The sequence below is a fragment of the Streptomyces sp. NBC_01264 genome, from assembly GCF_026340675.1.
In the GTDB taxonomy this organism is placed as follows: Bacteria; Actinomycetota; Actinomycetes; order Streptomycetales; family Streptomycetaceae; genus Streptomyces.
Genome location: NZ_JAPEOX010000001.1, coordinates 2,562,941 through 2,584,492 on the forward strand (window position 1 = coordinate 2,562,941; position 21,552 = coordinate 2,584,492).

22 protein-coding genes are annotated in these 21,552 nt (G+C 72.7%); 5 read left to right on the forward strand and 17 right to left on the reverse strand.

Annotation, left to right across the window (positions count from 1 at the left end; all coding sequences use genetic code 11):
* The first annotated feature begins 105 nt into the window (after positions 1–105).
* Positions 106–900 (forward strand): hypothetical protein, encoded by a 795-nt coding sequence (locus OG435_RS11710; RefSeq protein WP_266876763.1) that lies wholly within the window; start codon positions 106–108, stop codon positions 898–900.
* 233 nt (positions 901–1,133) lie between these two features.
* Entirely contained in the window at positions 1,134–1,628 is a 495-nt protein-coding gene (locus OG435_RS11715; protein WP_430625612.1) for a hypothetical protein, read from the forward strand.
* A gap of 26 nt (positions 1,629–1,654) precedes the next feature.
* On the opposite strand, the gene der is transcribed toward OG435_RS11715, so the two are convergent.
* The 5 genes from der to OG435_RS11740 form a co-directional block, all read right to left on the reverse strand.
* Positions 1,655–3,115 carry a ribosome biogenesis GTPase Der gene (gene der / locus OG435_RS11720; RefSeq protein ID WP_266876765.1) on the reverse strand — a complete coding sequence of 487 codons (1,461 nt, stop codon included), beginning with the start codon at positions 3,113–3,115 and terminating at the stop codon, positions 1,655–1,657.
* Between the two features lie 75 nt (positions 3,116–3,190).
* The gene (locus OG435_RS11725) at positions 3,191–3,838 is read right to left on the reverse strand and encodes a lysophospholipid acyltransferase family protein (protein ID WP_266876766.1); all 648 of its coding nucleotides are present in this window, start codon (positions 3,836–3,838) and stop codon (positions 3,191–3,193) included.
* Complete coding sequence (gene cmk, locus OG435_RS11730; protein ID WP_266876767.1) at positions 3,835–4,542, reverse strand: (d)CMP kinase; 708 nt, start codon at positions 4,540–4,542, stop codon at positions 3,835–3,837. Before cmk ends, OG435_RS11725 begins: the two co-directional genes overlap by 4 nt.
* Positions 4,543–4,706: 164 nt before the next feature.
* Positions 4,707–5,795 carry a prephenate dehydrogenase gene (locus OG435_RS11735; protein ID WP_266876768.1) on the reverse strand — a complete coding sequence of 363 codons (1,089 nt, stop codon included), beginning with the start codon at positions 5,793–5,795 and terminating at the stop codon, positions 4,707–4,709.
* A gap of 215 nt (positions 5,796–6,010) precedes the next feature.
* The gene (locus OG435_RS11740; RefSeq protein ID WP_266876769.1) at positions 6,011–6,448 is read right to left on the reverse strand and encodes a YidB family protein; all 438 of its coding nucleotides are present in this window, start codon (positions 6,446–6,448) and stop codon (positions 6,011–6,013) included.
* A gap of 137 nt (positions 6,449–6,585) precedes the next feature.
* On the opposite strand from OG435_RS11740, the gene OG435_RS11745 reads away from it, so the two are divergent.
* From OG435_RS11745 to OG435_RS11755, 3 genes are all read left to right on the forward strand, one after another.
* On the forward strand, positions 6,586–6,927 hold the full coding sequence (locus OG435_RS11745) for a DUF952 domain-containing protein (protein WP_266876770.1): 342 nt from the start codon (positions 6,586–6,588) through the stop codon (positions 6,925–6,927).
* An 83-nt stretch (positions 6,928–7,010) separates the two neighbouring features.
* Positions 7,011–7,481: a Rieske (2Fe-2S) protein gene (locus OG435_RS11750; RefSeq protein WP_266876771.1), complete on the forward strand. Its 471-nt coding sequence runs from the start codon at positions 7,011–7,013 to the stop codon at positions 7,479–7,481.
* A gap of 28 nt (positions 7,482–7,509) precedes the next feature.
* Positions 7,510–8,247 (forward strand): nucleotidyltransferase domain-containing protein, encoded by a 738-nt coding sequence (locus OG435_RS11755; protein ID WP_266876772.1) that lies wholly within the window; start codon positions 7,510–7,512, stop codon positions 8,245–8,247.
* On the opposite strand, the gene OG435_RS11760 is transcribed toward OG435_RS11755, so the two are convergent.
* The 12 genes from OG435_RS11760 to OG435_RS11815 form a co-directional block, all read right to left on the reverse strand.
* Complete coding sequence (locus OG435_RS11760) at positions 8,244–8,576, reverse strand: hypothetical protein (RefSeq protein ID WP_430625613.1); 333 nt, start codon at positions 8,574–8,576, stop codon at positions 8,244–8,246. The two genes, OG435_RS11755 and OG435_RS11760, sit on opposite strands and share 4 nt — an antisense overlap.
* 3 nt (positions 8,577–8,579) lie before the next feature.
* Positions 8,580–9,653 carry an ADP-ribosylglycohydrolase family protein gene (locus OG435_RS11765; protein ID WP_266876773.1) on the reverse strand — a complete coding sequence of 358 codons (1,074 nt, stop codon included), beginning with the start codon at positions 9,651–9,653 and terminating at the stop codon, positions 8,580–8,582.
* On the reverse strand, positions 9,650–10,429 hold the full coding sequence (locus tag OG435_RS11770) for an NUDIX hydrolase (RefSeq protein WP_266876774.1): 780 nt from the start codon (positions 10,427–10,429) through the stop codon (positions 9,650–9,652). Before OG435_RS11770 ends, OG435_RS11765 begins: the two co-directional genes overlap by 4 nt.
* Positions 10,426–11,556 carry an AAA family ATPase gene (locus OG435_RS11775; RefSeq protein WP_266876775.1) on the reverse strand — a complete coding sequence of 377 codons (1,131 nt, stop codon included), beginning with the start codon at positions 11,554–11,556 and terminating at the stop codon, positions 10,426–10,428. The genes OG435_RS11770 and OG435_RS11775 overlap by 4 nt, the downstream gene beginning before the upstream one ends.
* Positions 11,553–12,161 (reverse strand): nicotinamide riboside transporter PnuC, encoded by a 609-nt coding sequence (gene pnuC / locus OG435_RS11780; RefSeq protein WP_266876776.1) that lies wholly within the window; start codon positions 12,159–12,161, stop codon positions 11,553–11,555. The genes OG435_RS11775 and pnuC overlap by 4 nt, the downstream gene beginning before the upstream one ends.
* Positions 12,162–12,294: 133 nt before the next feature.
* Positions 12,295–13,878 carry a pseudouridine synthase gene (locus OG435_RS11785; RefSeq protein ID WP_266876777.1) on the reverse strand — a complete coding sequence of 528 codons (1,584 nt, stop codon included), beginning with the start codon at positions 13,876–13,878 and terminating at the stop codon, positions 12,295–12,297.
* Positions 13,878–14,510 (reverse strand): SMC-Scp complex subunit ScpB, encoded by a 633-nt coding sequence (gene scpB / locus OG435_RS11790; protein WP_266876778.1) that lies wholly within the window; start codon positions 14,508–14,510, stop codon positions 13,878–13,880. The genes OG435_RS11785 and scpB overlap by 1 nt, the downstream gene beginning before the upstream one ends.
* Positions 14,507–15,592: a segregation and condensation protein A gene (locus OG435_RS11795; RefSeq protein WP_266876779.1), complete on the reverse strand. Its 1,086-nt coding sequence runs from the start codon at positions 15,590–15,592 to the stop codon at positions 14,507–14,509. The genes scpB and OG435_RS11795 overlap by 4 nt, the downstream gene beginning before the upstream one ends.
* Before the next feature lie 333 nt (positions 15,593–15,925).
* The gene (locus tag OG435_RS11800) at positions 15,926–16,417 is read right to left on the reverse strand and encodes a hypothetical protein (RefSeq protein ID WP_266876780.1); all 492 of its coding nucleotides are present in this window, start codon (positions 16,415–16,417) and stop codon (positions 15,926–15,928) included.
* Positions 16,402–17,439, reverse strand: a complete 1,038-nt coding sequence (locus tag OG435_RS11805) for a ParA family protein (RefSeq protein ID WP_243340996.1) — start codon at positions 17,437–17,439, stop codon at positions 16,402–16,404. The genes OG435_RS11800 and OG435_RS11805 overlap by 16 nt, the downstream gene beginning before the upstream one ends.
* A 449-nt stretch (positions 17,440–17,888) precedes the next feature.
* Entirely contained in the window at positions 17,889–19,004 is a 1,116-nt protein-coding gene (gene ald / locus OG435_RS11810; RefSeq protein WP_266876781.1) for an alanine dehydrogenase, read from the reverse strand.
* A 152-nt stretch (positions 19,005–19,156) separates the two neighbouring features.
* Positions 19,157–21,139: an AAA family ATPase gene (locus OG435_RS11815; protein ID WP_266876782.1), complete on the reverse strand. Its 1,983-nt coding sequence runs from the start codon at positions 21,137–21,139 to the stop codon at positions 19,157–19,159.
* Positions 21,140–21,552 lie beyond the last annotated feature (413 nt).

Sequence of the window (21,552 nt, forward strand, 5' to 3'; positions counted from 1 at the left end):
TCGATTCCGTTCCCTCAAACGGCGTGACCCCGGCCGCCACTCCCCCGTTGAGCCCGGCGAGCCGGAACCCCCCGGCCCCGCACGCCTAGTCCGAGGAGCCACCCCGTGCCGCGCATGCTCGAAGTCAGTGATGAGGTACGTGCCGAGATCGGCGACGAGGAGGCCGAGCGGCTGCTCGCGGGTGACGGATCCCCGGGCAGCTACGACTGCACTTCCTGCCGCACCCCCGGGGACTCCGAGCGCGAGCAGACCAGCACCGTGCTGTTCGTCGGCGACGAGACGGCCGTCCTGGCCTTCGCCCACGCGGGCTGCATCCCCTCCCAGGTCGTCTCCGTCCCCGAGGCGGACCTCCAGGGCGCCGTCCGCTCCATCACCGGCGACAGCCCCGCCCCGTCGGCCCCCGCGGGCGACGTACCGCAGTCCGTGCCCGGCGGCCAGGCCGTCCTCGGCATCACCAGCGGCCTGATCCTGATCAACGGGGAGCTGCACCCCGCCCTCGTGGTGGAGCCGACCGCGCCCATCGCACGCCCCGGCACCACCGGCCCCGGCGACGACTTCCTCCCGCTCCTCATCGAGCAGGGGTTCATCCCGATGACCGACACCGAGGAGGTCCCGCAGGCCCTGAGCGGCTGGTCGATCCTGCTCGCCGCTGGCCAGCTGCACTCGGTGCTCCAGCCCGGTCAGATCGCCTGGTGGCAGGCGCACCGGCCACTGTCGGTCACCGACGGCTGGCGGGCCGCCGTCAACAAGACGCAGCGCGTCCTGGTGTACGCCGCTCCCGTCGGCACCATCGGCCAGCAGCCCCGCGAGGACCTGCTGCGCGACGCCCTGGACAAGGCGGCCCGCAACGGCAAGCTGGTCGCCGCCTCGATGCCGCTGGCGGGCAACCCGGGCGCCTGAGCCCCGGGCGCTCCGGGCACTCCGGGCGGGCCTGAGCCCCGGATTCCCGGGGCTCCCCCGGCCCGTCCCGCCCCCGCTCTTCCTTCCGTCCCCGAAACGGCCGTCCGACCCCCGCCAAGGGGGCCGGACGGTGTGCGCCGGGGGTGCGCGGTCCGTCCCGCGCACCCCCGGCGATCTGCGTTTTCCGCCCCGCGACCCCGCATCCGTGGGGCGCCGGTTTCGTTGGCTGATACGTGCATTCCTACGATGTCTCCCGCGCCCCGTCCTATCCGAGCAGCGTCCCCCCGATGCGCCCCGTACGGGAGCTGGGAAGCTCTCCGGCCGCCTCGCACACCCCGATCTACGACACGCTGTACTCGGAGTACCTGCGCGCCTTCCGGGCCCTGCCCGGCGACCGCACGGGCGAGGAGGACCTCGGCTTCACGGCGTTCTCGTACGGGGGCCCCTACACCGGCGCGTACGGCAGCGGCGCGGTCGGGTACGGCAGCGGATCCGCCCCGGGCTCCGCGAGCTCCTACGGGAGCGGCTGGAACGGTTCCTCATGGCAGCCGGCGGGACAGCACGCGGCGCAGCACGCCGGGCAGCAGGCGGACGCCTGGCAGCCCTCCCCCGAACCGCAGCCGCAGTACTCGTACGCCGGAGCCGGATACGCGAGCGGGCGGCAGCACCAGACCGGGATGCAGCACATCCCGGCGGCCCTGCCGCCCGCTCCGCGCCGGGGCTACTAGCCCCGGCAGGTCCTACCGAACCGCCACTACATCTTGCGCTTGTGCTGCGCACCGCGCTTCTCGCGGACGCGGACCGAGATGTGGATCGGGGTCCCCTCGAAGCCGAACTCCTCGCGCAGGCGGCGCTCGATGAAGCGGCGGTAGCCGTGCTCCAGGAAGCCCGAGGCGAAGAGGACGAACCGCGGCGGCTTGCTGCCCGCCTGCGTACCGAACAGGATGCGCGGCTGCTTGCCGCCACGGATCGGGTGCGGGTGGGCGGCGACGACCTCGCCGAGGAAGGCGTTCAGACGGCCGGTCGGGATGCGCGTCTCCCAGCCGGCGAGCGCGGTCTCGATGGCCGGGACCAGCTTCTCCATGTGGCGGCCGGTGAGCGCCGAGACGTTCACCCGGGGCGCCCAGGCGACCTGCTGCATCTCGGTCTCGATCTCGCGCTCGAGGTAGTAGCGGCGCTCCTCGTCGAGGTTGTCCCACTTGTTGTACGCGATCACGATCGCGCGGCCCGCCTCGACGGCCATGGTGATGATGCGCTGGTCCTGGACGGAGATGTTCTCGGTCGTATCGATCAGGATGACCGCGACCTCCGCCTTCTCCACGGCGGCGGCCGTGCGCAGCGAGGCGTAGTAGTCCGCGCCCTGCTGGAGGTGGACCTTCTTGCGGATGCCCGCGGTGTCGATGAACTTCCAGACGACCCCGCCGAGCTGGATCAGCTCGTCGACCGGGTCGCGGGTGGTGCCGGCCATCTCGTTGACGACGACGCGGTCCTCCTTGGCGACCTTGTTCAGGAGGGAGGACTTGCCGACGTTCGGGCGGCCGATGAGCGCGATCCGGCGCGGACCGCCGACGGCGGTGCCGAAGGTCTGCTCGGGGGCCTCGGGCAGGGCTTCCAGGACGGCGTCGAGCATGTCGCCGGTGCCGCGGCCGTGCAGGGAGGAGACCGGGTGCGGGTAGCCGAGGCCCAGGGACCACAGCGAGGCCGCGTCGGACTCGCCGCTCTGGCCGTCGACCTTGTTGGCGCACAGGACGACGGGCTTGCCGGCCTTGCGCAGCAGGCGGACGACGGCCTCGTCGGTGTCGGTGGCGCCGACCTTGGCGTCCACGACGAAGACGACCGCGTCACAGGCCTCGATGGCGTACTCGGCCTGGGCGGCGACGGAGGCGTCGATGCCGAGGACGTCCTGCTCCCAGCCGCCGGTGTCGACGACCTTGAAGCGGCGGCCGGCCCACTCGGCCTCGTAGGTGACGCGGTCGCGGGTGACGCCGGGCTTGTCCTCGACGACCGCCTCGCGGCGGCCGATGATCCGGTTCACCAGGGTCGACTTGCCGACGTTCGGGCGGCCGACGACGGCGAGGACCGGGAGCGGGCCGTGGCCGGCTTCCTGGAGAGCGCCCTCGACGTCCTCGATGTCGAAGCCCTCTTCCGCGGCGAGCTCCATGAACTCCGCGTACTCGGCATCGCCAAGTGCTCCGTGGTCTTGCTGGTCGTTCATGAAGTCCGTTCCTCGTCGTTCGTGGTGATCGGTGGGGCCCGCGCAGCGCGGTTCCACTACTAGGTCAAGTCTCGCTCAGCGCCCGGTGAGGCGCTTGGCGTCGGTCAGGTGGGCGGTCAGCCGGTCCTGGATGCGTACGGTGGCCTGGTCCAGCGCGGTACGGGTACGGCGGCCACTGCCGTCCCCGGCGTCGAAGGCATCGCCGAAGACGATGTCGACCCTGCTCCTCAGTCGCGGCAGCGCCTTGACGACGCGACCCGCGCGCTCGGTGCTGCCCAGTACGGCGACCGGCACTACGGGGGCGCCGGAGCGGACCGCGAAGTACGCGAGTCCCGCGCGCAGCGAGGCGAAGTCGCCCTCGCCCCGGGTGCCCTCGGGGAAGATCCCCAGGGCTCCGCCGTTCTCCAGGACGCCCAGCGCACGGCTGATGGCGCCCCGGTCGGCGCCGGAGCGGTCCACCTTCACCTGCCCGATCCCTTCGAGGAAGGGGCCGAGCGGGCCGACGTACGCCTCCTTCTTGATCAGGAAGTGCAGCGGCCGCGGTGCGGTGCCCATGACCATGGGGCCGTCGATGTTGTGGGAGTGGTTCACGGCCAGGATGACGGGGCCGGTGGCGGGGACCTTCCAGGCCCCCAGCACGCGCGGCTTCCAGAGGCCGTACATGAGCCCGATGCCGATCCGCCGGCCGACCGCCGCACCCTTGAGGGAGGGCGTATCGCTCACGAGCGCCCCGCCCGCTTCTCTTCCACCAGGGTCACCACGCACTCGATGACCCGGTCGAGCGTGAGCTCGGTGGTGTCCACCTCGACCGCGTCTCCGGCCTTGGCCAGTGGGGAGGTCTTGCGGCCGGAGTCGGCGGCGTCGCGCTTGATCAGCGCTTCCTTGGTGGCCGCGAGGTCCGCGGCCTCCTTGCCCCGCAGCTCTCCGCTGCGGCGGGCCGCGCGGGCCTCGGCGGAAGCGGTGAGGAAGATCTTCAGGTCGGCGTCGGGCAGCACGGTGGTGCCGATGTCCCTGCCCTCGACGACGATGCCCTCGGCTTCGTCGGCCGCCTCGGCGGCGATGGAGCGCTGGAGCTCGGTGATCAGGGTGCGCACCTCGGGTACGGCGCTCACGGCGCTGACCTTGGAGGTGACCTCCTGGGTCCGGATCGGGCCGGAGGCGTCCTGGCCGTCGACGGTGATCGTGGGGGCGGACGGGTCGGTGCCGGACACGATGACGGGCTTGCCCGCCGCGAGGGCGATCGCCTGCGGGTCCTCGGTGTCGATCCCGTTGGTGATCATCCACCAGGTGATGGCCCGGTACTGGGCACCGGTGTCCAGGTAGCGCAGCCCGAGCTTGGCGGCCACGGCCTTGGAAGTGCTGGACTTGCCCGTGCCGGAGGGACCGTCGATGGCGACGATCACGGCGGTCGGAGCTGCGGTTTCCACGGTGCGGGCACCTTCCTGGTTGCGCGTACGTGTCCGGGCGCGCCAATAGCGCCCCTCCTCCAGGTTACCGGGCTTTTCGCCGCCGCCCGCCGGGGCGTCGGCGGGCGGGCCCGGAGCAGGGGCGGGGGGGCCCCGGGCCGGATCCGGCCCGCCCCCCGGAGGCCCTACGGCTGGCGCAGCGCCCAGCCGCGCTCGCGCAGCTCGGCCTGGAGGCCGGCCACGGCCCGGGGTTCGACCATCAGCTGGACCAGACCGGCCTGCTGCCCGGTCGCGTGCTCGATCCGCACGTCCTCGATGTTGACCCCGGCCCGGCCGGCGTCGGCGAAGATCCGGGCGAGCTCGCCCGGCTGGTCGGAGATGAGGACGGCCACGGTCTCGTAGACCGTCGGCGCGGCCCCGTGCTTGCCCGGGACCCGGACCCGCCCCGCGTTGCCGCGGCGCAGTACGTCCTCGATGCCGGCGGCCCCGCCCCGGCGCTTGTCCTCGTCGGCCGACTGCAGGCCGCGCAGGGCTTCCACGGTCTCCTCCAGGTCCGCGGCGATCCCGGCGAGCACGTCCGCCACGGGTCCCGGGTTGGCCGAGAGGATCTCGACCCACATCCGCGGGTCGGAGGCGGCGATCCTGGTCACGTCGCGGATGCCCTGCCCGCACAGCCGCACCGCGGTCTCGTCGGCCTCCTCCAACCGGGCCGCGACCATGCTGGAGACGAGCTGCGGGGTGTGGGAGACCAGCGCGACGGCCCTGTCGTGCGCGTCGGCGTCCATGACCACCGGGACGGCCCGGCACAGCGCCACCAGCTCCAGCGCCAGGTTGAGCACCTCGTGGTCGGTCTCCCGGGTCGGCGTCAGCACCCAGGGCCGGCCCTCGAAGAGGTCGGCGGAGGCGGCGAGCGGTCCGGACTGTTCCTTGCCCGCCATCGGGTGGGTGCCGATGTACGCCGTGGTGTCCACGCCGAGCGCGTCCAGCTCCCGGCGCGGTCCGCCCTTGACGCTGGCCACGTCCACGTAGGCACGGGCCAGGTCCCGCCCTATGGCGTCGGCGAGGGCCGCGGCCACGTGGGCGGGCGGTACGGCGATGATCGCGAGGTCGGCCTTGCCCTGGAGGGGCTCCTCCGTGCCGGCGCCCAGAGCGGCGGCCGTACGGGCCTGCCCCTGATCGCGGTCGGACAGGTGGACGGCGATGCCGCGGGCGGCCAGGGCGAGCGCCGCCGAGGTTCCGATCAGTCCGGTTCCGATGACGACGGCGGTTCTCACGGGGTGCTCTCCAGGTGTACAGGGGTGCGGTTCGGCGGTGCCTGCCTCAGGGTAGCCAGCGGGAACGGCGCGAGGACCCGGCGTCCCGTCCGCTGGGACGGGACGCCGGGTCCTCGGAAAGTCTCCGGGAGGACCGGGGTCGCTCAGAGGGTCACTCGGAGCCTCGCTTCGAGCCCCACTCCGAGCCTCGCTCGGGGACCCGCTCGGGGACTCGGTCAGAGGCCCTGCTGCTTGATGATGTCCTCCAGCGAGCCGCTCGGCACCGCGCCCTCGGGGGTCAGCTTGTCCACGGCCTGCGGGAGCGACTGCGCGATCTGGTCGGCGGCCACCTGGGGGGTGACGCCCGCCTGCTCGGCGACCTTGGCCAGGGTGTCGTCCGGCAGGGCCTTGGCGATCTCCGCGCCGCTGACCGGCTGGTTCTCGCCGGTGCCGACCCAGGACTGCGCCTGGTCGGTCAGACCGGACTTGGTCAGCATGTCCAGCAGCCCGCCGAGCGGGTTGTTCCCGGCGCCTCCGGCCGCCTGGGCGCCACCGGCACCGCCGCCGCCCATGAGGGCGCCGAGGAGGGAGCCGAGGATGTTGCCGCCGCCGCCCTGCCCGCCGGCGCCGCCGAGGAGACCGCCGAGGAGGGAGCCGAGGTCATTGCCCGCCATGGTGATGCCTTTCGAAGAGGGACCGGGCGCGCGGAAAACGGCGTACCCGGCTTTCGAGATACGGACAATGTCGCCCAATCCGGGCGCATCTGCCACTTGGCGCAGAGCCGCGCACCGACTGAGGTAGAACGATCGGCATGATCTTCCACCTCGTACCGCTCGCCGACTGGACCGCCGATCCGGCACTCCCGTACGCCCCGGCCTCCCTCGAATCCGAGGGTTTCGTGCACTGTTCGGCGGATCCGGAGACGGTGCTCGCGATCGCCGCCGCGCACTACGCGGGCGTGCGCGGGACCCTGCTCGCCGTGGAACTCGACGAGCGCGCCCTCACCTCCGAGGTCCGCCGGGAGGGTGAAGCGGGCCTGCGCTACCCGCACGTCCACGGACCGTTGAACCGGGACTCCGTGGTGCGCGTGTGGGAGGTGGTACGCGCCCCCGGTGCGCCCGCGGAACTCGTTCCGTGGCCGTCGGAGGGCTGAGTCAAGGCGTGGCGGGGTGTCCCTGAGGCCCGTCACGCGCCAGGATGCCTCTCGCCACCCCGGCGATCACCCGAGGAGAAGACATGAGCGACCCCACCCGCGCCGCCCGGCGCACGGTACTGGCGGCCGGCGCGAGCGTCCTGGCAGGCGGCGTGCTGACCGCGTGCGGCGAAACCGACGGGACCAAGCCCGCGTCCGAGGGCGGCAGCGCCCCCACCACGCAGAACTCCGCGTCCGCCTCGTCCTCGGCTCCCGCCGGTGACGCCAATGCCCTGATCAAGTCCTTGGAGGTGCCGGTCGGCGGCGGCACGGTCCTCAAGGCCGAGAAGCTGGTCGTCACCCAGCCGACGGCGGGCGACTTCCGCTGCTTCACGGCGGTCTGCCCCCACCAGGGCTGCCTCGTCAGCAAGGTGGAGGCCGGCACCATCGACTGCCCGTGCCACGGCAGCAAGTTCAATGCCACGGACGGCTCGGTCATCAAGGGACCGGCCACCAAGCCGCTGGAGGAGAAGAAGATCACCGTTTCCCCGGCGGGCGGAATCTCGCTCGCCTAGCCGGATCGGGCACGCCTAGTCTCGCGGGATGAACGACAGCGGGACACCCGACGAGCCGACGCCCGAGCCGCTCGAACTCATCCTGGTCAGGGAACACACGGTCTATTCGTGCGTGATGGGTTCGAGGGCGTTCGGCCTGGCGACGGAGGCGAGCGACACCGACCGGCGCGGTGTCTACCTCGCCCCGACGCCGCTGTTCTGGCGCTTCGAGAAGCCGCCGACGCACGTCGAGGGGCCCCGGGACGAGCAGTTCTCGTGGGAGCTGGAGCGCTTCTGCGAGCTCGCGCTGCGCGCCAACCCGAACATCCTGGAGGTCCTCCACTCCCCGCTCGTGGAGGACCTCACCCCGGTCGGCGAGGAACTCCTCTCGCTCCGGGAGGCGTTCCTCTCCCGCCGGGCCCACGTCACCTTCAGCCGGTACGCCGTCTCCCAGCGCGGCAAACTCCTCGGCGACCTCCGCAACCACGGCGCCCCGCGCTGGAAGCACGCCATGCACCTGCTGCGCCTGCTCCTGTCCTGCCGCGACCTGCTGCGCACGGGCGACCTGGTCATCGACGCGACCCCCTACCGCGACCGCCTCCTCGCGGTCCGCCGCGGGGAGCTCACCTGGGAGGAGACCGACGCGTGGATGGCCCTCCTCCAGGAGGAGACCGAAGCCGCCCTCGCCACGACTCCCCTCCCCGAATCCCCGGACCTCCCCCGGGTGGAGGCCTTCCTCCTCCGCACCCGCCGGACGTCCGCGACGGCAACGAGGACCGGGACCTAGCGCACCCGCCGCCGTACGACGAACTCGTCGAGCGCGTCGAAGGCGTCCACGTGCTCCGGCAGCCGCGAAGCGGCCTGCGCCGCCTCCAGGACCCCGTGCAGGGCCTCGACGTCCCGTTCCACCCGCCCGCCGTCGATGCCCGCGGCCGCCCCGTGCTCGGCCCCGTGCTCGGCCTCGATCAGCCCGGCCAGACAGGCCGGGGCCTGCGGCACCAGCTCCTCGTGCGCCGGCGTCGTGTGCACCACCAGGGGCGACAGCAGCTGCTCCAGGACGGGATCCGGCTGCTCGGCGACGACGTCGGCCAGGTCGGTCTCCATCGCGTTCAGCACGGCTCACGCGTCCCAGAGGGCGCCGAAGGCGAGGAGCTCGTCGCGGTACTCGATGCGGCCCTCCCAGTCCCGGGGCCAGACGTCCGCGCCGAGGTGGGCGCCGGCGAAGGCGCCGGCCAGGCAGGCGATGGAGTCGGAGTCGCCCGAGGTACAGGCCGCGCGGCGCAGGGCCAGGAGGGGTTCCTCCGGGAAGAGCAGGAAGCACTGGAGGGCCGTGGCCAGGGCCTCCTCGGCGATCCAGCCCTCGCCCGTCGTCAGGCAGGGGTCCGTTTCCGGGGACGGGGTGCGCAGGGCCGCCGCGAGGCGGTCCAGGACCTCCAGGCACTCGTCCCAGCCGCGCGCCATGAAGGCCTCGGCCGAGGCGTCGGACGGCGTCCGCGTCCAGAGGTCGCCGAGCCAGCGCTCGTGGTAGCGGGTGCGGTTCTCCAGGGCGTACGAGCGCAGCTGCCCGACCAGGCCGGTCACCTCGGTACCCTGCGCCAGCAGGAACACCGCCCGCGCCGTGAGGTCGGAGGCGGCCAGGGCCGTCGGGTGGCCGTGGGTCAGGGCCGACTGGAGCTGGGCCGCGCCGGCCCGCTCCTCCTCCGTCCAGCCCGGCACCAGCCCGACCGGAGCCACCCGCATGTTCGCCCCGCAGCCCTTGGAGCCGAGCTGGCTGGCGTCGCGCCAGTCCCGCTCAGGGTGGTTCAGGAGGCTGCAGGCCTTCAGGCAGGTGTTGCCCGGGGCCCGGTTGTTCTCCGGGGAGTGGTACCAGTCGACGAACTCCTCCCGGACCGGGCGGGCGAGCCGCAGCGGGCCCACCCGGCCCCGCTCCGCGGCGGTCCGTATGCCGCGGGCGAGGGCCAGGGTCATCTGGGTGTCGTCCGTGACGATCGCCGGCCGGGGCAGGTCCATCTGCCGCCAGGGGCCGGTCTTCGCCAGGATCCGGGGCACGTCGTTGAACTCCGTCGGGAAGCCCAGGGCGTCTCCCAGGGCCAGCCCGATCAGGGAGCCCGTGGCGGCCCGCTTCGTCGTGGCCGTGGTCGGCGGTGCCGGCGGTGTCGGCGGGGTCGGCTGTGTCGACGGCGTATTCGTCATCGCGGGTGTCCTTCCGAAGGGCGCAGCAGGGGCGGGTGCAGGGTGTTGGCAGGTCCGGGCCGGTAGAGCGCGGCCGGTTTGCCCCGGCCGCCCGTGAGCCGGGCAGCTCCTGGCACGGCCTCGACGAAGCCGGGCGTGGCCAGGACCTTGCGGCGGAAGTTGGGCCGGTCCAGGGCGGTGTCCCAGATGGTCTCGTAGACGGCCTGGAGCTCGCCGAGGGTGAACTCGGGCGGGCAGAAGGCGGTGGCCAGGCAGCTGTACTCGAGCTTCGAGCCCACGCGGGAACGGGCGTCCGCGAGGATCTCCGCATGGTCGAAGGCCAGTCCGAGGGCGGGCTCGCAGGCCTCCGCCACCGGCACCCAGCGGGCCCGGTCCGCGTCTCCGCCGCCCCCGGCCACCGGTTCGGGCAGATCGGGGACGAGCGCGGTGAAGGCCACCGAGACCACCCGCATGCGGGGGTCCCGGTCCGGTTCGCTGTAGGTGCGCAGCTGGTCCAGGTGCAGGGCGTCGATCACCTGCGCCGACAGGCCGGTCTCCTCGGCCAGTTCGCGCCGGGCCGCCGTCTCCGCGGACTCCCTCGGCAGCAGGAAGCCGCCGGGGAGCGCCCAGGCGCCCGCGTACGGTTCCTGCGCGCGCCGGATCAGCAGCACGTGCAGGGCTCCCGCGCGCACGGTGAAGACGGCGAGGTCCACGGTCACCGCGAAGGGTGCGAAGGCGTGCGGGTCGTACTCCTGCGCGTCGTACTCCTGCGCCCGTCCGGTTCCGGTGTCATTCATCGGCTCCGCTCCCCCGCCCGCCCGGACACCTGCTCGGGCACCCGCCCGGCCACCCGCTCCGGGAGCGGATCCGCGAACCGCCAGCCCTCCGCGAGGAGTCCGTCGGCGGCCTCGACCGCCGCCGCCAGCCGCGCCGCCCGGTCCCCGCGGACCACCAGGAAGCGCTTCCCGGTCCGTTCCAGCTCCTCCAGGAACCGCCCGGTCATCCAGGGCCGGAGCTCTTCCCCGTCGCGCAGCCCGTCCTCCTCGAAGGGGACGTCCGCGTGGTCGGTGAGCAGGTACAGGTCCCGTTCCGTCCGGGCGGCGATCCGCTCGACCTCCGCGCTGCGCACGCCGGTGTACCGCTCGTGCCAGATCCCGGTGGCGAAGGAGTCGGTGTCGCAGAAGAGCACCGGTGATCCCAGCCGGGCCGCCCGCTCCTCGTCCGCGTCCTGCCGCCGCGCGATCACCGGGAACTCCGCCGGGGCGAAGCTCACGTCGGCCCAGGTCGCCGCCGGGTCGGCGGCGCGCGCCGCCGCGAGCCGCTCCTCGCTGTACCGCCGGCCGTACTCCGCCACCCAGCCCGTCTTCGCCCACACCCCGCCGCGCCCGCGCCAGTGCTCGGCCAGGGCCCGCGACAGCGTGGTCGTGCCGGTGGACTCGGCGCCGAGTACGACGATCCGCCGGGTCAGTGCCGCCCGTACGGCGGGCCCCAGGAACTCCCAGTTCCCGACGGGGTCGGCCCGTACGGCCGTACCGGACACCGGGAACAGGGTGCGGTCCCGGTCCACGCAGACCTCCTCGGCGCCGAACCGCCGTGCGAGTTCGGTCCCGTAGGCCTCGGAGGTGAAGACGGCGTCGACCGGGCGGCGCACCGCGCTCCGGAAGATCGCCATGTGCGCCTCCCAGACGGCCGGGTCGTGCAGGTCGACCGGGATGTCGTCGACCGCGCCGACCACCTCGGCCCCCGGGTGCGCCTCGCGCATCCAGGCGACCCGGTCGGCGAGCGGTACGGACTCCACCGAGGCCGCGCAGACCAGTACGGTCAGCCGCTCGCACTGGTCAAGCGCGGTGCGCACCAGGTGGTGGTGGCCGGCGTGCGGCGGATAGAACTTGCCGAGGACCAGGCCGTGGCCGTGGCGCTTCACGCCGTCACCGCAGTCCCCGCCGTCGCCCCGCGGGCCGGGAGCGCGCGGCGCCAGCCGAGCAGTCCGGCCACGCACAGGGCGAGGAAGCCGACGTAGAGCAGGGAGGTCAGGTAGAGCCCCTTGTAGGCGTAGAGCGGGATGTACACGAGGTCGGCGGCGATCCACAGCCACCAGGACTCGACGAGCTTGCGGCACTGGCCGTACGTGGCCGCGAGCGAGAGCCCGGTCGTGAGGGCGTCCCAGAACGGGACGGTGGAGTCGGTGGCCCGGCTCAGCAGGAGGGTCAGGGCGAGCACCGCCACCGCCCCCGCCGCGGCCAGCGCGGTCCACTCGGCGGCCGTGGTGCGGCGCACCGGCAGGGCCGTGGTGGTTCCTGGTCCACCCCCGTGGGTCCAGGACCACCAGCCGTACGCGGCGAGGGCGATGAAGACGATCTGCAGCCCGGCGTCGGCGTAGAGGCCGGACTGGGCGAAGAGCACGATGAAGAAGACGTTGTTCGCGATGCCGATCGGCCAGTTCGCGATGTGCTGCCGGGCGACCAGCCAGACGCACGCGGCCCCCGTGACGAACCCGAGGATCTCGGTCCAGCTCGTCTGCCATCCCATGGCGCCCCCCAATCTCTTTATAGTCAGGTTGACTATAAACAGGGTCCGGGGCCCCGCACAACCAAAAAACCCGCGGCGCCCGAAGGCACCGCGGGTTCTGGAGGCCCGTACGGGCCGTGCTTCTGGCCGGGGCCTAGAGACCGACCTCGCGCATGAGCATGCCGACCTCGGTGTTGGTCAGGCGGCGCAGCCAGCCGGACTTCTGGTCGCCGAGCTCGATCGGGCCGAAGGAGGTCCGCACGAGCTTCTCGACGGGGAAGCCGGCCTCGGACAGCATGCGGCGGACGATGTGCTTGCGGCCCTCGTGGAGGGTCACCTCGACCAGGTAGTTCTTGCCGAGCTGGTCGACGACGCGGAAGTGGTCGGCGCGGGCGTAGCCGTCCTCCAGCTCGATGCCGTCCTTGAGCCGCTTGCCGATGTCGCGCGGCAGCGGGCCGGTGATCGCGGCGACGTAGGTCTTCTTCACGCCGTACTTCGGGTGCGTGAGGCGGTGGGCCAGCTCACCGTGGTTGGTGAGCAGGATGATGCCCTCGGTCTCGGTGTCGAGCCGGCCGACGTGGAACAGGCGCGTCTCGCGATTGGTGACGTAGTCACCGAGGCACTGGCGGCCGTCCGGGTCCTCCATGGTGGAGACGACGCCGGCCGGCTTGTTCAGCGCGAAGAACAGGTACGACTGGGTGGCGACGGTCAGGCCGTCCACCTTGATCTCGTCCGAGGGCTTCACGCGCTTGCCCTGCTCCAGGACGATCTCGCCGTTAACCTCGACGCGGGCCTGCTCGATGAGCTCCTCGCACGCACGGCGCGAGCCCATGCCGGCACGGGCGAGCACCTTCTGTAGACGCTCACCCTCCTCCTCGGCGCCCGGGAAGGTCTTCGGGGTCTTGATCACGGGCTTGTCGGCGTACCGGTCGCGCACGCGCTCCTCGATCCGCGCCTCCAGCTCGCGCGGCTTGGACTGGCCGCTGCGGGAGCCGGGGCCGATGCGCGGGCCGCCGGCGCCGCCGATGCCCGGGGTACGGGACGTCTTGGGGCCGCCCTTGGCGCCACCGCGGGCCGCCGCGCCGCGCGCGCCGCCACCACGGTTGCCGTCGGCCGCACCACGGGCACCGCCGCCGCCCGCCTTGGCACCGCCGCGGCCGTTGCGCTCGCCCTCGGGGCCCACGTCGTAGCGACGCTCCTCGGGGCGGGGGTTGCGGATGCGGGGGGCCTGCTCGCGGTCACGGTCGGAGCTGCCGCCCTGGTAGCCGCCGGAAGAGCCGCCACCCTGGTAACCGCCGGAAGAGCCGCCACCCTGGTAGCCACCGCCGGAGCTGCCGCCACGGGAGCCGCCACCCTGGTAGCCACCGCCGGAGGAGCCGCCGCGGGAGCCGCCGCCGGAGCTGCCACCGCCCTGGTAGCCGCCACCGGACGAGCCGCCACGGGAGCCGCCACCCTGGTAGCCGCCACCGGAGGAGCCGCCGCGGGAGCCGCCGCCGGAGCTGCCACCGCCCTGGTAGCCGCCACCGGACGAGCCGCCACGGGAGCCGCCACCCTGGTAGCCACCGCCCGAGGAGCCGCCGCGGGAGCCACCGCCCGAGCCGCTGCCACCGCCGGAGCCGCCACCGCGGTAGCCACCACCGCCGCTGGAGGAGCCGCCGCGGGGGGAGCCACCACGCCCGCCGCCACCGCCGCCGCTGTTCCTGTTGCCGCCAGAGTTGCCGTTGCCGCTGCTTCGCATCAAAGTTCCGTCGTCTTGTCGTCTTCATCGGTATCCGGAGAGTCCGGATCGAACGACGGAACACCCTCTTGCGTCTCGGCTTCGATCGCGTCCGCCTCGGGGAGGAAGGGCGCGAGCTCCGGGAGCTCGTCCAGGCCACGCAGGCCCATCCGCTCCAGAAAGTAGTTCGTCGTCCTGTACAGGATCGCACCTGTTTCGGGTTCCGTCCCCGCCTCCTCCACCAGACCCCGCTGGAGGAGGGTGCGCATGACCCCGTCGCAGTTGACTCCGCGGACCGCCGAGACCCGCGACCGGCTGACCGGCTGGCGGTACGCGACCACGGCCATCGTCTCCAGCGCCGCCTGGGTGAGACGGGCCTGCTGGCCGTCCAGGACGAAGGCCTCCACCGCCGGCGCGTAGTCCGCCCGGCTGTAGAACCGCCAGCCCCCGGCGACGAGCCGCAATTCGAATCCGCGGCCCTGCACCTCGTACTCGTCCACCAGCTCGCGCAGCGCCACCGCGACCTCGCGCGGGGTCCGCTCCAGCACCTTGGCCAGGTGCGCCTCGGTCGCCGGCTCGTCCACGACCATGAGGACCGCCTCCAGGGCGGGCTTCAACGCCAGCCCGGCCACGGGGGCCGCCGCGTCACTCATTCCTTGACCTCCACGATCTGGTCGAACTCGTCCGTCACCGTCGGCATGCCGTCCCCGTCGCCGCCGCTCCAGCGCACCGTGAGCGTCTGCAGGGCCTCCTCCTGGTCCAGGACCACCGCCTTCTCCCGGTAGAGCTCCAGGAGGGCCAGGAAGCGCGCCACGACGGTCAGGGTGTCGGCGGCGTCCTCGGTGAGCTCCTGGAAGGTGGCCTCGCCCCGGGCCTTGAGCAGCGCCACGACCAGGCCGGCCTGCTCCCGGACGCTCACGAGGGGGGCGTGGATGTGGTCCACGTACACCTGCGGCTTCGCCCGGGGCTGCATGGCCTTCACCGCGAGCCGGGCCAGCCCCTCGCCGCCGATGCTGATGACCACCTCGGGCAGCAGCTCGGCGAGGTGGGGCTCCAGCCCCACGGTGCGCGGGTAGCGCCTGCCCTCGGTCTCGGCCCGGTCCTGGAAGATCTCGGCGATCCGCTTGTACGCCCGGTACTGGAGCAGCCGCGCGAACAGCAGGTCCCGGGCCTCCAGCAGCGCGAGGTCCGCCTCGTCCTCCACCTCGGCGACGGGCAGCAGCCGGGCCGCCTTCAGGTCCAGCAGGGTGGCGGCGACGACGAGGAACTCGGTCGTCTGATCGAGGTCCCAGTCGGGCCCCATGGCACGGATGTGCGCCATGAACTCGTTGGTGACCTCGGACAGCGCGACCTCGGTGACATCCATCTTGTGCCGGGAGATCAACTGCAGCAGCAGATCGAAGGGCCCCTCGAAGTTCCCGAGATGCACCGTGAACCGCCCGTCCCCACCGGGCTCAGCCACCACCCCACCCTCGACAGAGCCCCCGGAAACCACCACACGGCCCCCTGGGGGACCCGCTACGGCCTCCTCAACCCCTACGGGAGCTGCAACGGCCCCCTCGGCCCCTACGGGAGCCGGTACGGCCCCCTCGGCCCCCTCGGGCCTTCCGGAGGCCCCAGGGCCCTCAGGAGCATCCTCGGGGCCGCCCGGGGCCTCCTGGGTCGGTACGGAGGCACCCGGGCCGCGGCCCAGCGAGCGGCGGGGCGGGGGGCCGGGTTCGGCGGAAGGGGGCATCGCGGTCCAGGGTGGTGCGGAGGAAGCATCTGACCGGGCCGGGGCCCAGCCCCCAAGACTCCCACGCGGCGGAGCCGAATCCAGCCTCGCCGGCGTGTGAGGCGCGGGGTCCGGGGCGGAGCCCCAGGGTCTTTTCAGCCCGTCCGGCGTTTGAGGACCGGGGTCCGGGCAGCGCCCGGGGAAACGGTGGAAGGGCGGGTAGGGGAACTCCGCCCCGCGCGGCGGCAAGGGTCGCAGCGGGGACTCCACCCCGCGCAGCGGCACACCCGCCCCCGCTGGGGGCCCGCACCGCACGCAGGGCGCCCGACACCATCCGCCCAAGCCCCGCAGGACTCAGCGCCCCCGCAACCGCCGCACCAGAATGCTCGCGTCGCCCCGCGACTCCAGGTCCGCCAGAACCACCGCGACGGCCTCCCGCACGATCCGCCCGCGGTCGACCGCGAGCCCGTGCTCTCCGCGCAGCACCAGCCGCGCGTGTTCCAGGTCCATGAGCTCCTCCGCGGAGACGTAGACCGTGATCTTCTCGTCGTGCCGCTCGCGCCCGCTGGGCCGTCGGTTCGCACCCCGGCCCTGCCCCTTCCCCCGACCGGGGGTGGGGGCGGGGACGGCGTTACCGGAACCTTCCTGCGGACGCCGCTGCGGACCGACGCCCGGCTCCGTGCCGGCCTCAGCCTCCCGGCTGCGACCCTCTCCCGCCGTGCCCTCCGCGGCCGAAGCCGCGTGCTCCACGCCCCGCGCCGAGTTCGGCGAGGAGGACGTCAGTGCCATCCCCCCGGTCGTACGGAACAGTTCGTCGGCTCCGGGCAGACTCACTCGGCGGGACACCGGGCGAGCACCTCCCTGGCCAGCTGGCGATAGGCGGCGGCGCCGACGGAGTTGGACGCGTACGTGGTGATCGGCTCGCCGGCGACCGTGGTCTCCGGGAACCGCACCGTACGGCCGATGACCGTGTGGTAGACGTGGTCGTCGAAGGCCTCGACGACGCGCGCCAGCACCTCACGGCTGTGCACCGTACGGGAGTCGTACATCGTGGCGAGGATGCCGTCGAGCTCCAGCTCCGGGTTGAGCCGCTCCTGCACCTTCTCGATGGTCTCGGTCAGCAGTGCCACACCGCGCAGTGCGAAGAACTCGCACTCCAGCGGCACGATGACCTTGTGAGCCGCCGTCAGGGCGTTCACGGTCAGCAGACCGAGCGAGGGCTGACAGTCGATCACGATGTAGTCGTAGTCGGGCAGCAGGGGCTTCAGGGCCCGCTGCAGCGTCGACTCGCGCGCGACCTCGCTGACCAACTGCACTTCGGCGGCGGACAGGTCGATGTTGCTCGGCAGCAGGTCCATGTTGGGGACCGCCGTCTTCAGCAGCACCTCGTCGGCCGACATGCCCCGCTCCATGAGCAGGTTGTAGACCGTCAGGTCGAGTTCCATCGGGTTGACCCCGAGGCCGACCGACAGCGCGCCCTGCGGGTCGAAGTCGACGAGCAGCACCCGTCGCCCGTACTCCGCCAGCGCCGCACCCAGGTTGATGGTCGACGTGGTCTTGCCCACGCCGCCCTTCTGGTTGCACATCGCGATGATCGTCGCCGGACCGTGGTCGGTCAGCGGACCCGGGATCGGGAAGTACGGCAGCGGCCTTCCGGTCGGGCCGATCCGCTCACGGCGCTGGCGGGCAGCGTCGGGGGCGAGAGTGGCCGCGTACTCGGGGTCGGGCTCGTACTCCGCGTCGGGGTCGTAGAAATGCCCCTCGGGCACCTGTTCGTAGTCGGCGAAACCCACGGGCTTGTCGCCGCTCGGGTCGCCGGCCCTGGAGTTCACGTCTAGGCCGTCCATGCTCTTTTGGGGCGTCGTCATGTGCTGGTGGTTTGCGAAGGTGCGGACCGCTACGGATCCCACGGCTTCGATTCCGGCAGGACCCTGGCCCCGCGCAGGCCCTCCTGCTCGACCACCTCCAGGAGCAAATGTCGACTCATTCACAAGTCGTCTTACCTCCTCGGACGTGACCAGGACACTTATCGATAGGTCAGCGTGGCACCATGCCGACGGTTGGCGACTCTATGGCGTGTCACCACTCAGCGGCAACACAATCCGCCGGACCCGCCGCGATGTGTCGGCAACCGAACACGACTCTGTCAAGGGCGCACGAGCTGTCGCCGGGAAGTTTCGCGGGTGTGCGAAAGGGTTAAAGGGTTACGTTCGAGGCGAGTTGAACGGCCTCGCGGGCCACCCCGAAAACGCCTCCGGCCGGACCTCGCGAGCAAGGTCCGGCCGGATACGTGAGATTGACGTCAGTCGTTGACGACTCAGCCGAGAAGGGTGCTCAGCTCGAGGGTCTCGAGACCGTGCGCCTCGGCGACCTCGCGGTAAACGACCTGGCCGTCATGGGTGTTGAGGCCCAGCGCGAGCGCGGGGTCGCGACGCAGCGCCTCGACCCAGCCGAGGTTCGCGAGCTGCACGATGTAGGGCAGCGTGGCGTTGGTGAGGGCGTAGGTGGAGGTGTTCGGCACCGCACCCGGCATGTTCGCGACGCAGTAGAAGACCGAGTTGTGGACCTGGAAGGTCGGCTCGGCGTGGGTGGTCGCGCGGGAGTCCTCGAAGCAGCCGCCCTGGTCGATCGCAATGTCGACAAGGACACTTCCGGGCTTCATCTTGGCGACGAGCTCGTTGGTGACCAGCTTCGGGGCCTTCGCACCCGGGATCAGCACCGCGCCGATGACGAGGTCGGCCTCGATGACGGCCTTCTCCAGCTCGAAGGCGTTGGAGACGATCGTCTTGATCTTCGTGCCGAAGATCTTGTCGGCCTCGCGGAGCTTGTTGATGTCGCGGTCCAGCAGGGTCACGTGGAAGCCCATGCCGACGGCGATCTGCACGGCGTTCCAGCCGGAGACGCCGCCGCCGATGACCACGCACTCGCCGGCGTGGGTGCCGGGGACGCCGCCGGGGAGCACGCCGCGGCCGCCGACCGAGCGCATCAGGTGGTAGGCGCCGACCTGCGGGGCCAGGCGGCCCGCGACCTCGGACATCGGGGCGAGCAGCGGGAGGGCGCGGTTCGCCGTCTCGACCGTCTCGTAGGCGATGGCGGTGGTGCCGGACTCGAGCAGGGCGTCCGTGCACTCGCGGGAGGCCGCGAGGTGCAGGTAGGTGAAGAGGGTCTGGTCCTTGCGGAGGCGGTGGTACTCCTCCGCGATGGGCTCCTTGACCTTCAGCAGCAGGTCAGCGGTGGCCCAGACCTCGTCGGCGGTACCGAGGATCTCGGCGCCCGCGGACACGTACTCCGCGTCCGTGATCGAGGAGCCCACACCGGCGTTCTGCTCGACGAAGACCTGGTGGCCGTTGCGGACCAGCTCATGCACGCCGGCAGGCGTGATGGCGACCCGGAACTCGTTGTTCTTGACCTCGCGGGGGATGCCGACCTTCATCGTGGCTCACGGTCCTTGGCTCAGGGGATGTTTCGGGCTACTTCAATACAAACCCGTCCACAAGAACGCGCAACGGGATGCACCAGAGGATGACCTGGTGAAGCCAGTCTAATGAAGGATGAGCGGCTGTCTAGCCTTGCAAACCAATAATCTCAGTCGGAAACGCTGCGGATTTCGCAGGCTGCGGGGTCATCTCCCAGCAATCTGTCGGCCGCGGACCTGTGCAGCCTGGCCGCCGCGGGATCCCCGAGCCGGTCCAGCGTGTCCGCCAGCCGCACCTGGAGCGCGGCCTGAAGCCGCAGGTCCCCGGCCTTCCGCGCCAGCTCCACGGCCTCCCGGCAGGTGTGCAGCGATTCCTCGGGCCGCCCCGCGTACTCCTGGATCCGCGCCATCTCACTCAACGCCTTTGCCTGGCCCGGGACATCGGCCAGCTTCCGGTAGCCCGCCGAGGCCGCCCGCCAGCTCCGCAGCGCGTCCCCGTACCGGCCCGCGTACGTGTGCACGTTCCCCAGCCGCCCGTACAGCCGCGCCTCGTCCGCCCGTTCCCCCCGCGCGAGGGCGTGGGACAGGGCCCGGCCGAACCAGTCGGAGGCCCGGTGCCAGTCCCCCAGCTCCTGGTGCGCGCCGCCTACGGATTCCATCGCGCGGCCCGACGCGTACGGGTCGTTCGCCGCCTTTCCCGCGTCCAATGCGGCCCGGTACCGGTCCAGCGCCTCCCGGGTCCGGCCCGTCTCGGCGTCCAGATCGGCCAGGTTCAGCAGCGCGGCCGCCTGTTCCCGGTACAGATCGCGCCGCTCGGCCACATCCAGCACGAGCCGGTGCAGCCCGTACAGCTCGGGCGCGGCACCCGCGGTGCCGCGGTGCTCGGACAGGGCCCGCGCCAGCGCCGCTACGAACCTGCGTGCCAGGGTGTCCAGCTCCCCGTCGGCCACCGCCAGCGAGGCGGCGGCCAGCAGCGCGGGCAGCCGGGTGTTCAGCCAGGTCTCCGCCGCCCGCCGGTCGGCGAAGCGCAGCGCACGTGGCACCCCGTCGAGCTTCTCCGGCGCCCCCACCGCCCCGCCGGGCCCGTCTTCGTCCGGCTCGGCCATGGCCCGGCAGGACAGCAGCAGCCGTACGGTGCGCTCCAGCATCCGGGCCCGCGCGAGCTGGACCTCGGCGGGCCGCTCCTTGGCCTCCAGCAGGGCCTGGAGCAACGGCGCGAGGCAGCCGGGCAGCAGGTACAGCCCGTCGTGGGCGGGCCTCAGCAGGCCCAGCGCGGCGAAGTCCTCCAGGGTCGCTTGCGCGGCGGCCACGGAGCAGCCGGCCAGGGCGGAGGCGACATGGGAGTCGACGAGGCCGGCCGGGGCGAGCGGAAGGAGCCGCAGGGTCCGCTGGGCGGGCTGCGGGAGGGATTCGTAGACGAGCCTGAAGGCTCTGGCGAGCGGCCCGCCGACGCCGGCGGGCATGTCGTGCAACTGCTTGCCCACGTCCGCCACCGAAGCCTTGGGGCGTGCGGCGAGCCAGCCGCCCGCCAGGGCGAGCGCGGCGGGCTGTCCGCCGCACTCCTCGGCGAGGGCCTCGGCCGCGCGCGGGTCGTTGGCCGCGCGGATGTCGCCGATGCGCTGGACGAGCATGCGGACGGCCGAGGGGGTGTCGAGGCCCCCGAGGGTGCAGGGGCGGACATCCGGAATCCCGGTCAGGGGGCCCTCCGAGGTGACGACGACCAGGCACTCGGGGGTGTCCGGCAGCAGGGCGTCGACCTGGTGCGGGTCGGAGGCGTCGTCGACGAGGAGCACCATGCGGCGGTCGGCCAGGGCCGTGCGCAGGGCGGAGCTGAGATCGTCCTCCCCGGCGCCGGGCGGGGTGGGCTGCCCGAGTCCCTCCAGAAGGGTGCGGACGGCACGCTCGGTGGCGACGCTCTCGCCCGTGGGGGCGGTGAGGCGGACCCTCAGCACCCCGTCGGGGTACTCCTCGGCGATCTCCCGCACCAGCGCCTCGGCGAGGGCCGTCCGGCCGGAGCCCGGGCGCCCGGCGACGAGCAGCACCCTGGCCCGCGGGGACTTGGCCTTACGGCCGGAGAGGGTGTCGAGCCCGGTTCGCGCGATGTCCTCGCGGAGCTCCTTGAGCTCACGCCGCCGCCCGACGAAATCCGTCACGGATCCGCTCCTCTCGCTGCCTTCGGATTGCGAGCGTAGTTCACGCAGAGCGACGGACAGGGTGGAGCGCGGCGGACAAATCGCCCGATCGGATCAACGGATGGGCAGATTTACTTCCTTCTCCCCGCGGCACCTTCTTGACGCGGAACGCGCACCGCTGCGCGGGCTTCGCCCCGCTGCGCCAGCCTCCGGCCGGCGGTGGCCGGTCGGGGCCGCCGCCTCTGCCGTCCCGGCGCGGGGCCCGGTGGGCGCGTGCGGGCGGGCCCTGCGGGGCGAAGTCCCCTACCCGCCCTTCCACCGTTCCCCGGGCTCCGCCCGGACCCGCGCCTCAAACGCCGGCGGGGCTGGGTGGGCCCCCGGGCCCTGCCCGGACCCGGTCCTCAAACGCCGGACGGGCTGAAAAGACCTGGGGC

Bases quoted from the DNA above. Each gene is read 5' to 3' on its own strand.
- OG435_RS11785 (WP_266876777.1), bottom strand. From the start codon at position 13,878: ATGCGAAGCAGCGGCAACGGCAACTCTGGCGGCAACAGGAACAGCGGC.
- OG435_RS11755 (WP_266876772.1), top strand. From the start codon at position 7,510: ATGAACGACAGCGGGACACCCGACGAGCCGACGCCCGAGCCGCTCGAA.
- OG435_RS11765 (WP_266876773.1), bottom strand. From the start codon at position 9,653: ATGACGAATACGCCGTCGACACAGCCGACCCCGCCGACACCGCCGGCA.
- scpB (WP_266876778.1), bottom strand. From the start codon at position 14,510: ATGAGTGACGCGGCGGCCCCCGTGGCCGGGCTGGCGTTGAAGCCCGCC.
- OG435_RS11770 (WP_266876774.1), bottom strand. From the start codon at position 10,429: ATGAATGACACCGGAACCGGACGGGCGCAGGAGTACGACGCGCAGGAG.
- OG435_RS11740 (WP_266876769.1), bottom strand. From the start codon at position 6,448: ATGGCGGGCAATGACCTCGGCTCCCTCCTCGGCGGTCTCCTCGGCGGC.
- OG435_RS11795 (WP_266876779.1), bottom strand. From the start codon at position 15,592: ATGCCCCCTTCCGCCGAACCCGGCCCCCCGCCCCGCCGCTCGCTGGGC.
- OG435_RS11805 (WP_243340996.1), bottom strand. From the start codon at position 17,439: ATGACGACGCCCCAAAAGAGCATGGACGGCCTAGACGTGAACTCCAGG.
- der (WP_266876765.1), bottom strand. From the start codon at position 3,115: ATGAACGACCAGCAAGACCACGGAGCACTTGGCGATGCCGAGTACGCG.
- OG435_RS11750 (WP_266876771.1), top strand. From the start codon at position 7,011: ATGAGCGACCCCACCCGCGCCGCCCGGCGCACGGTACTGGCGGCCGGC.
- OG435_RS11745 (WP_266876770.1), top strand. From the start codon at position 6,586: ATGATCTTCCACCTCGTACCGCTCGCCGACTGGACCGCCGATCCGGCA.
- ald (WP_266876781.1), bottom strand. From the start codon at position 19,004: ATGAAGGTCGGCATCCCCCGCGAGGTCAAGAACAACGAGTTCCGGGTC.
- pnuC (WP_266876776.1), bottom strand. From the start codon at position 12,161: ATGGGATGGCAGACGAGCTGGACCGAGATCCTCGGGTTCGTCACGGGG.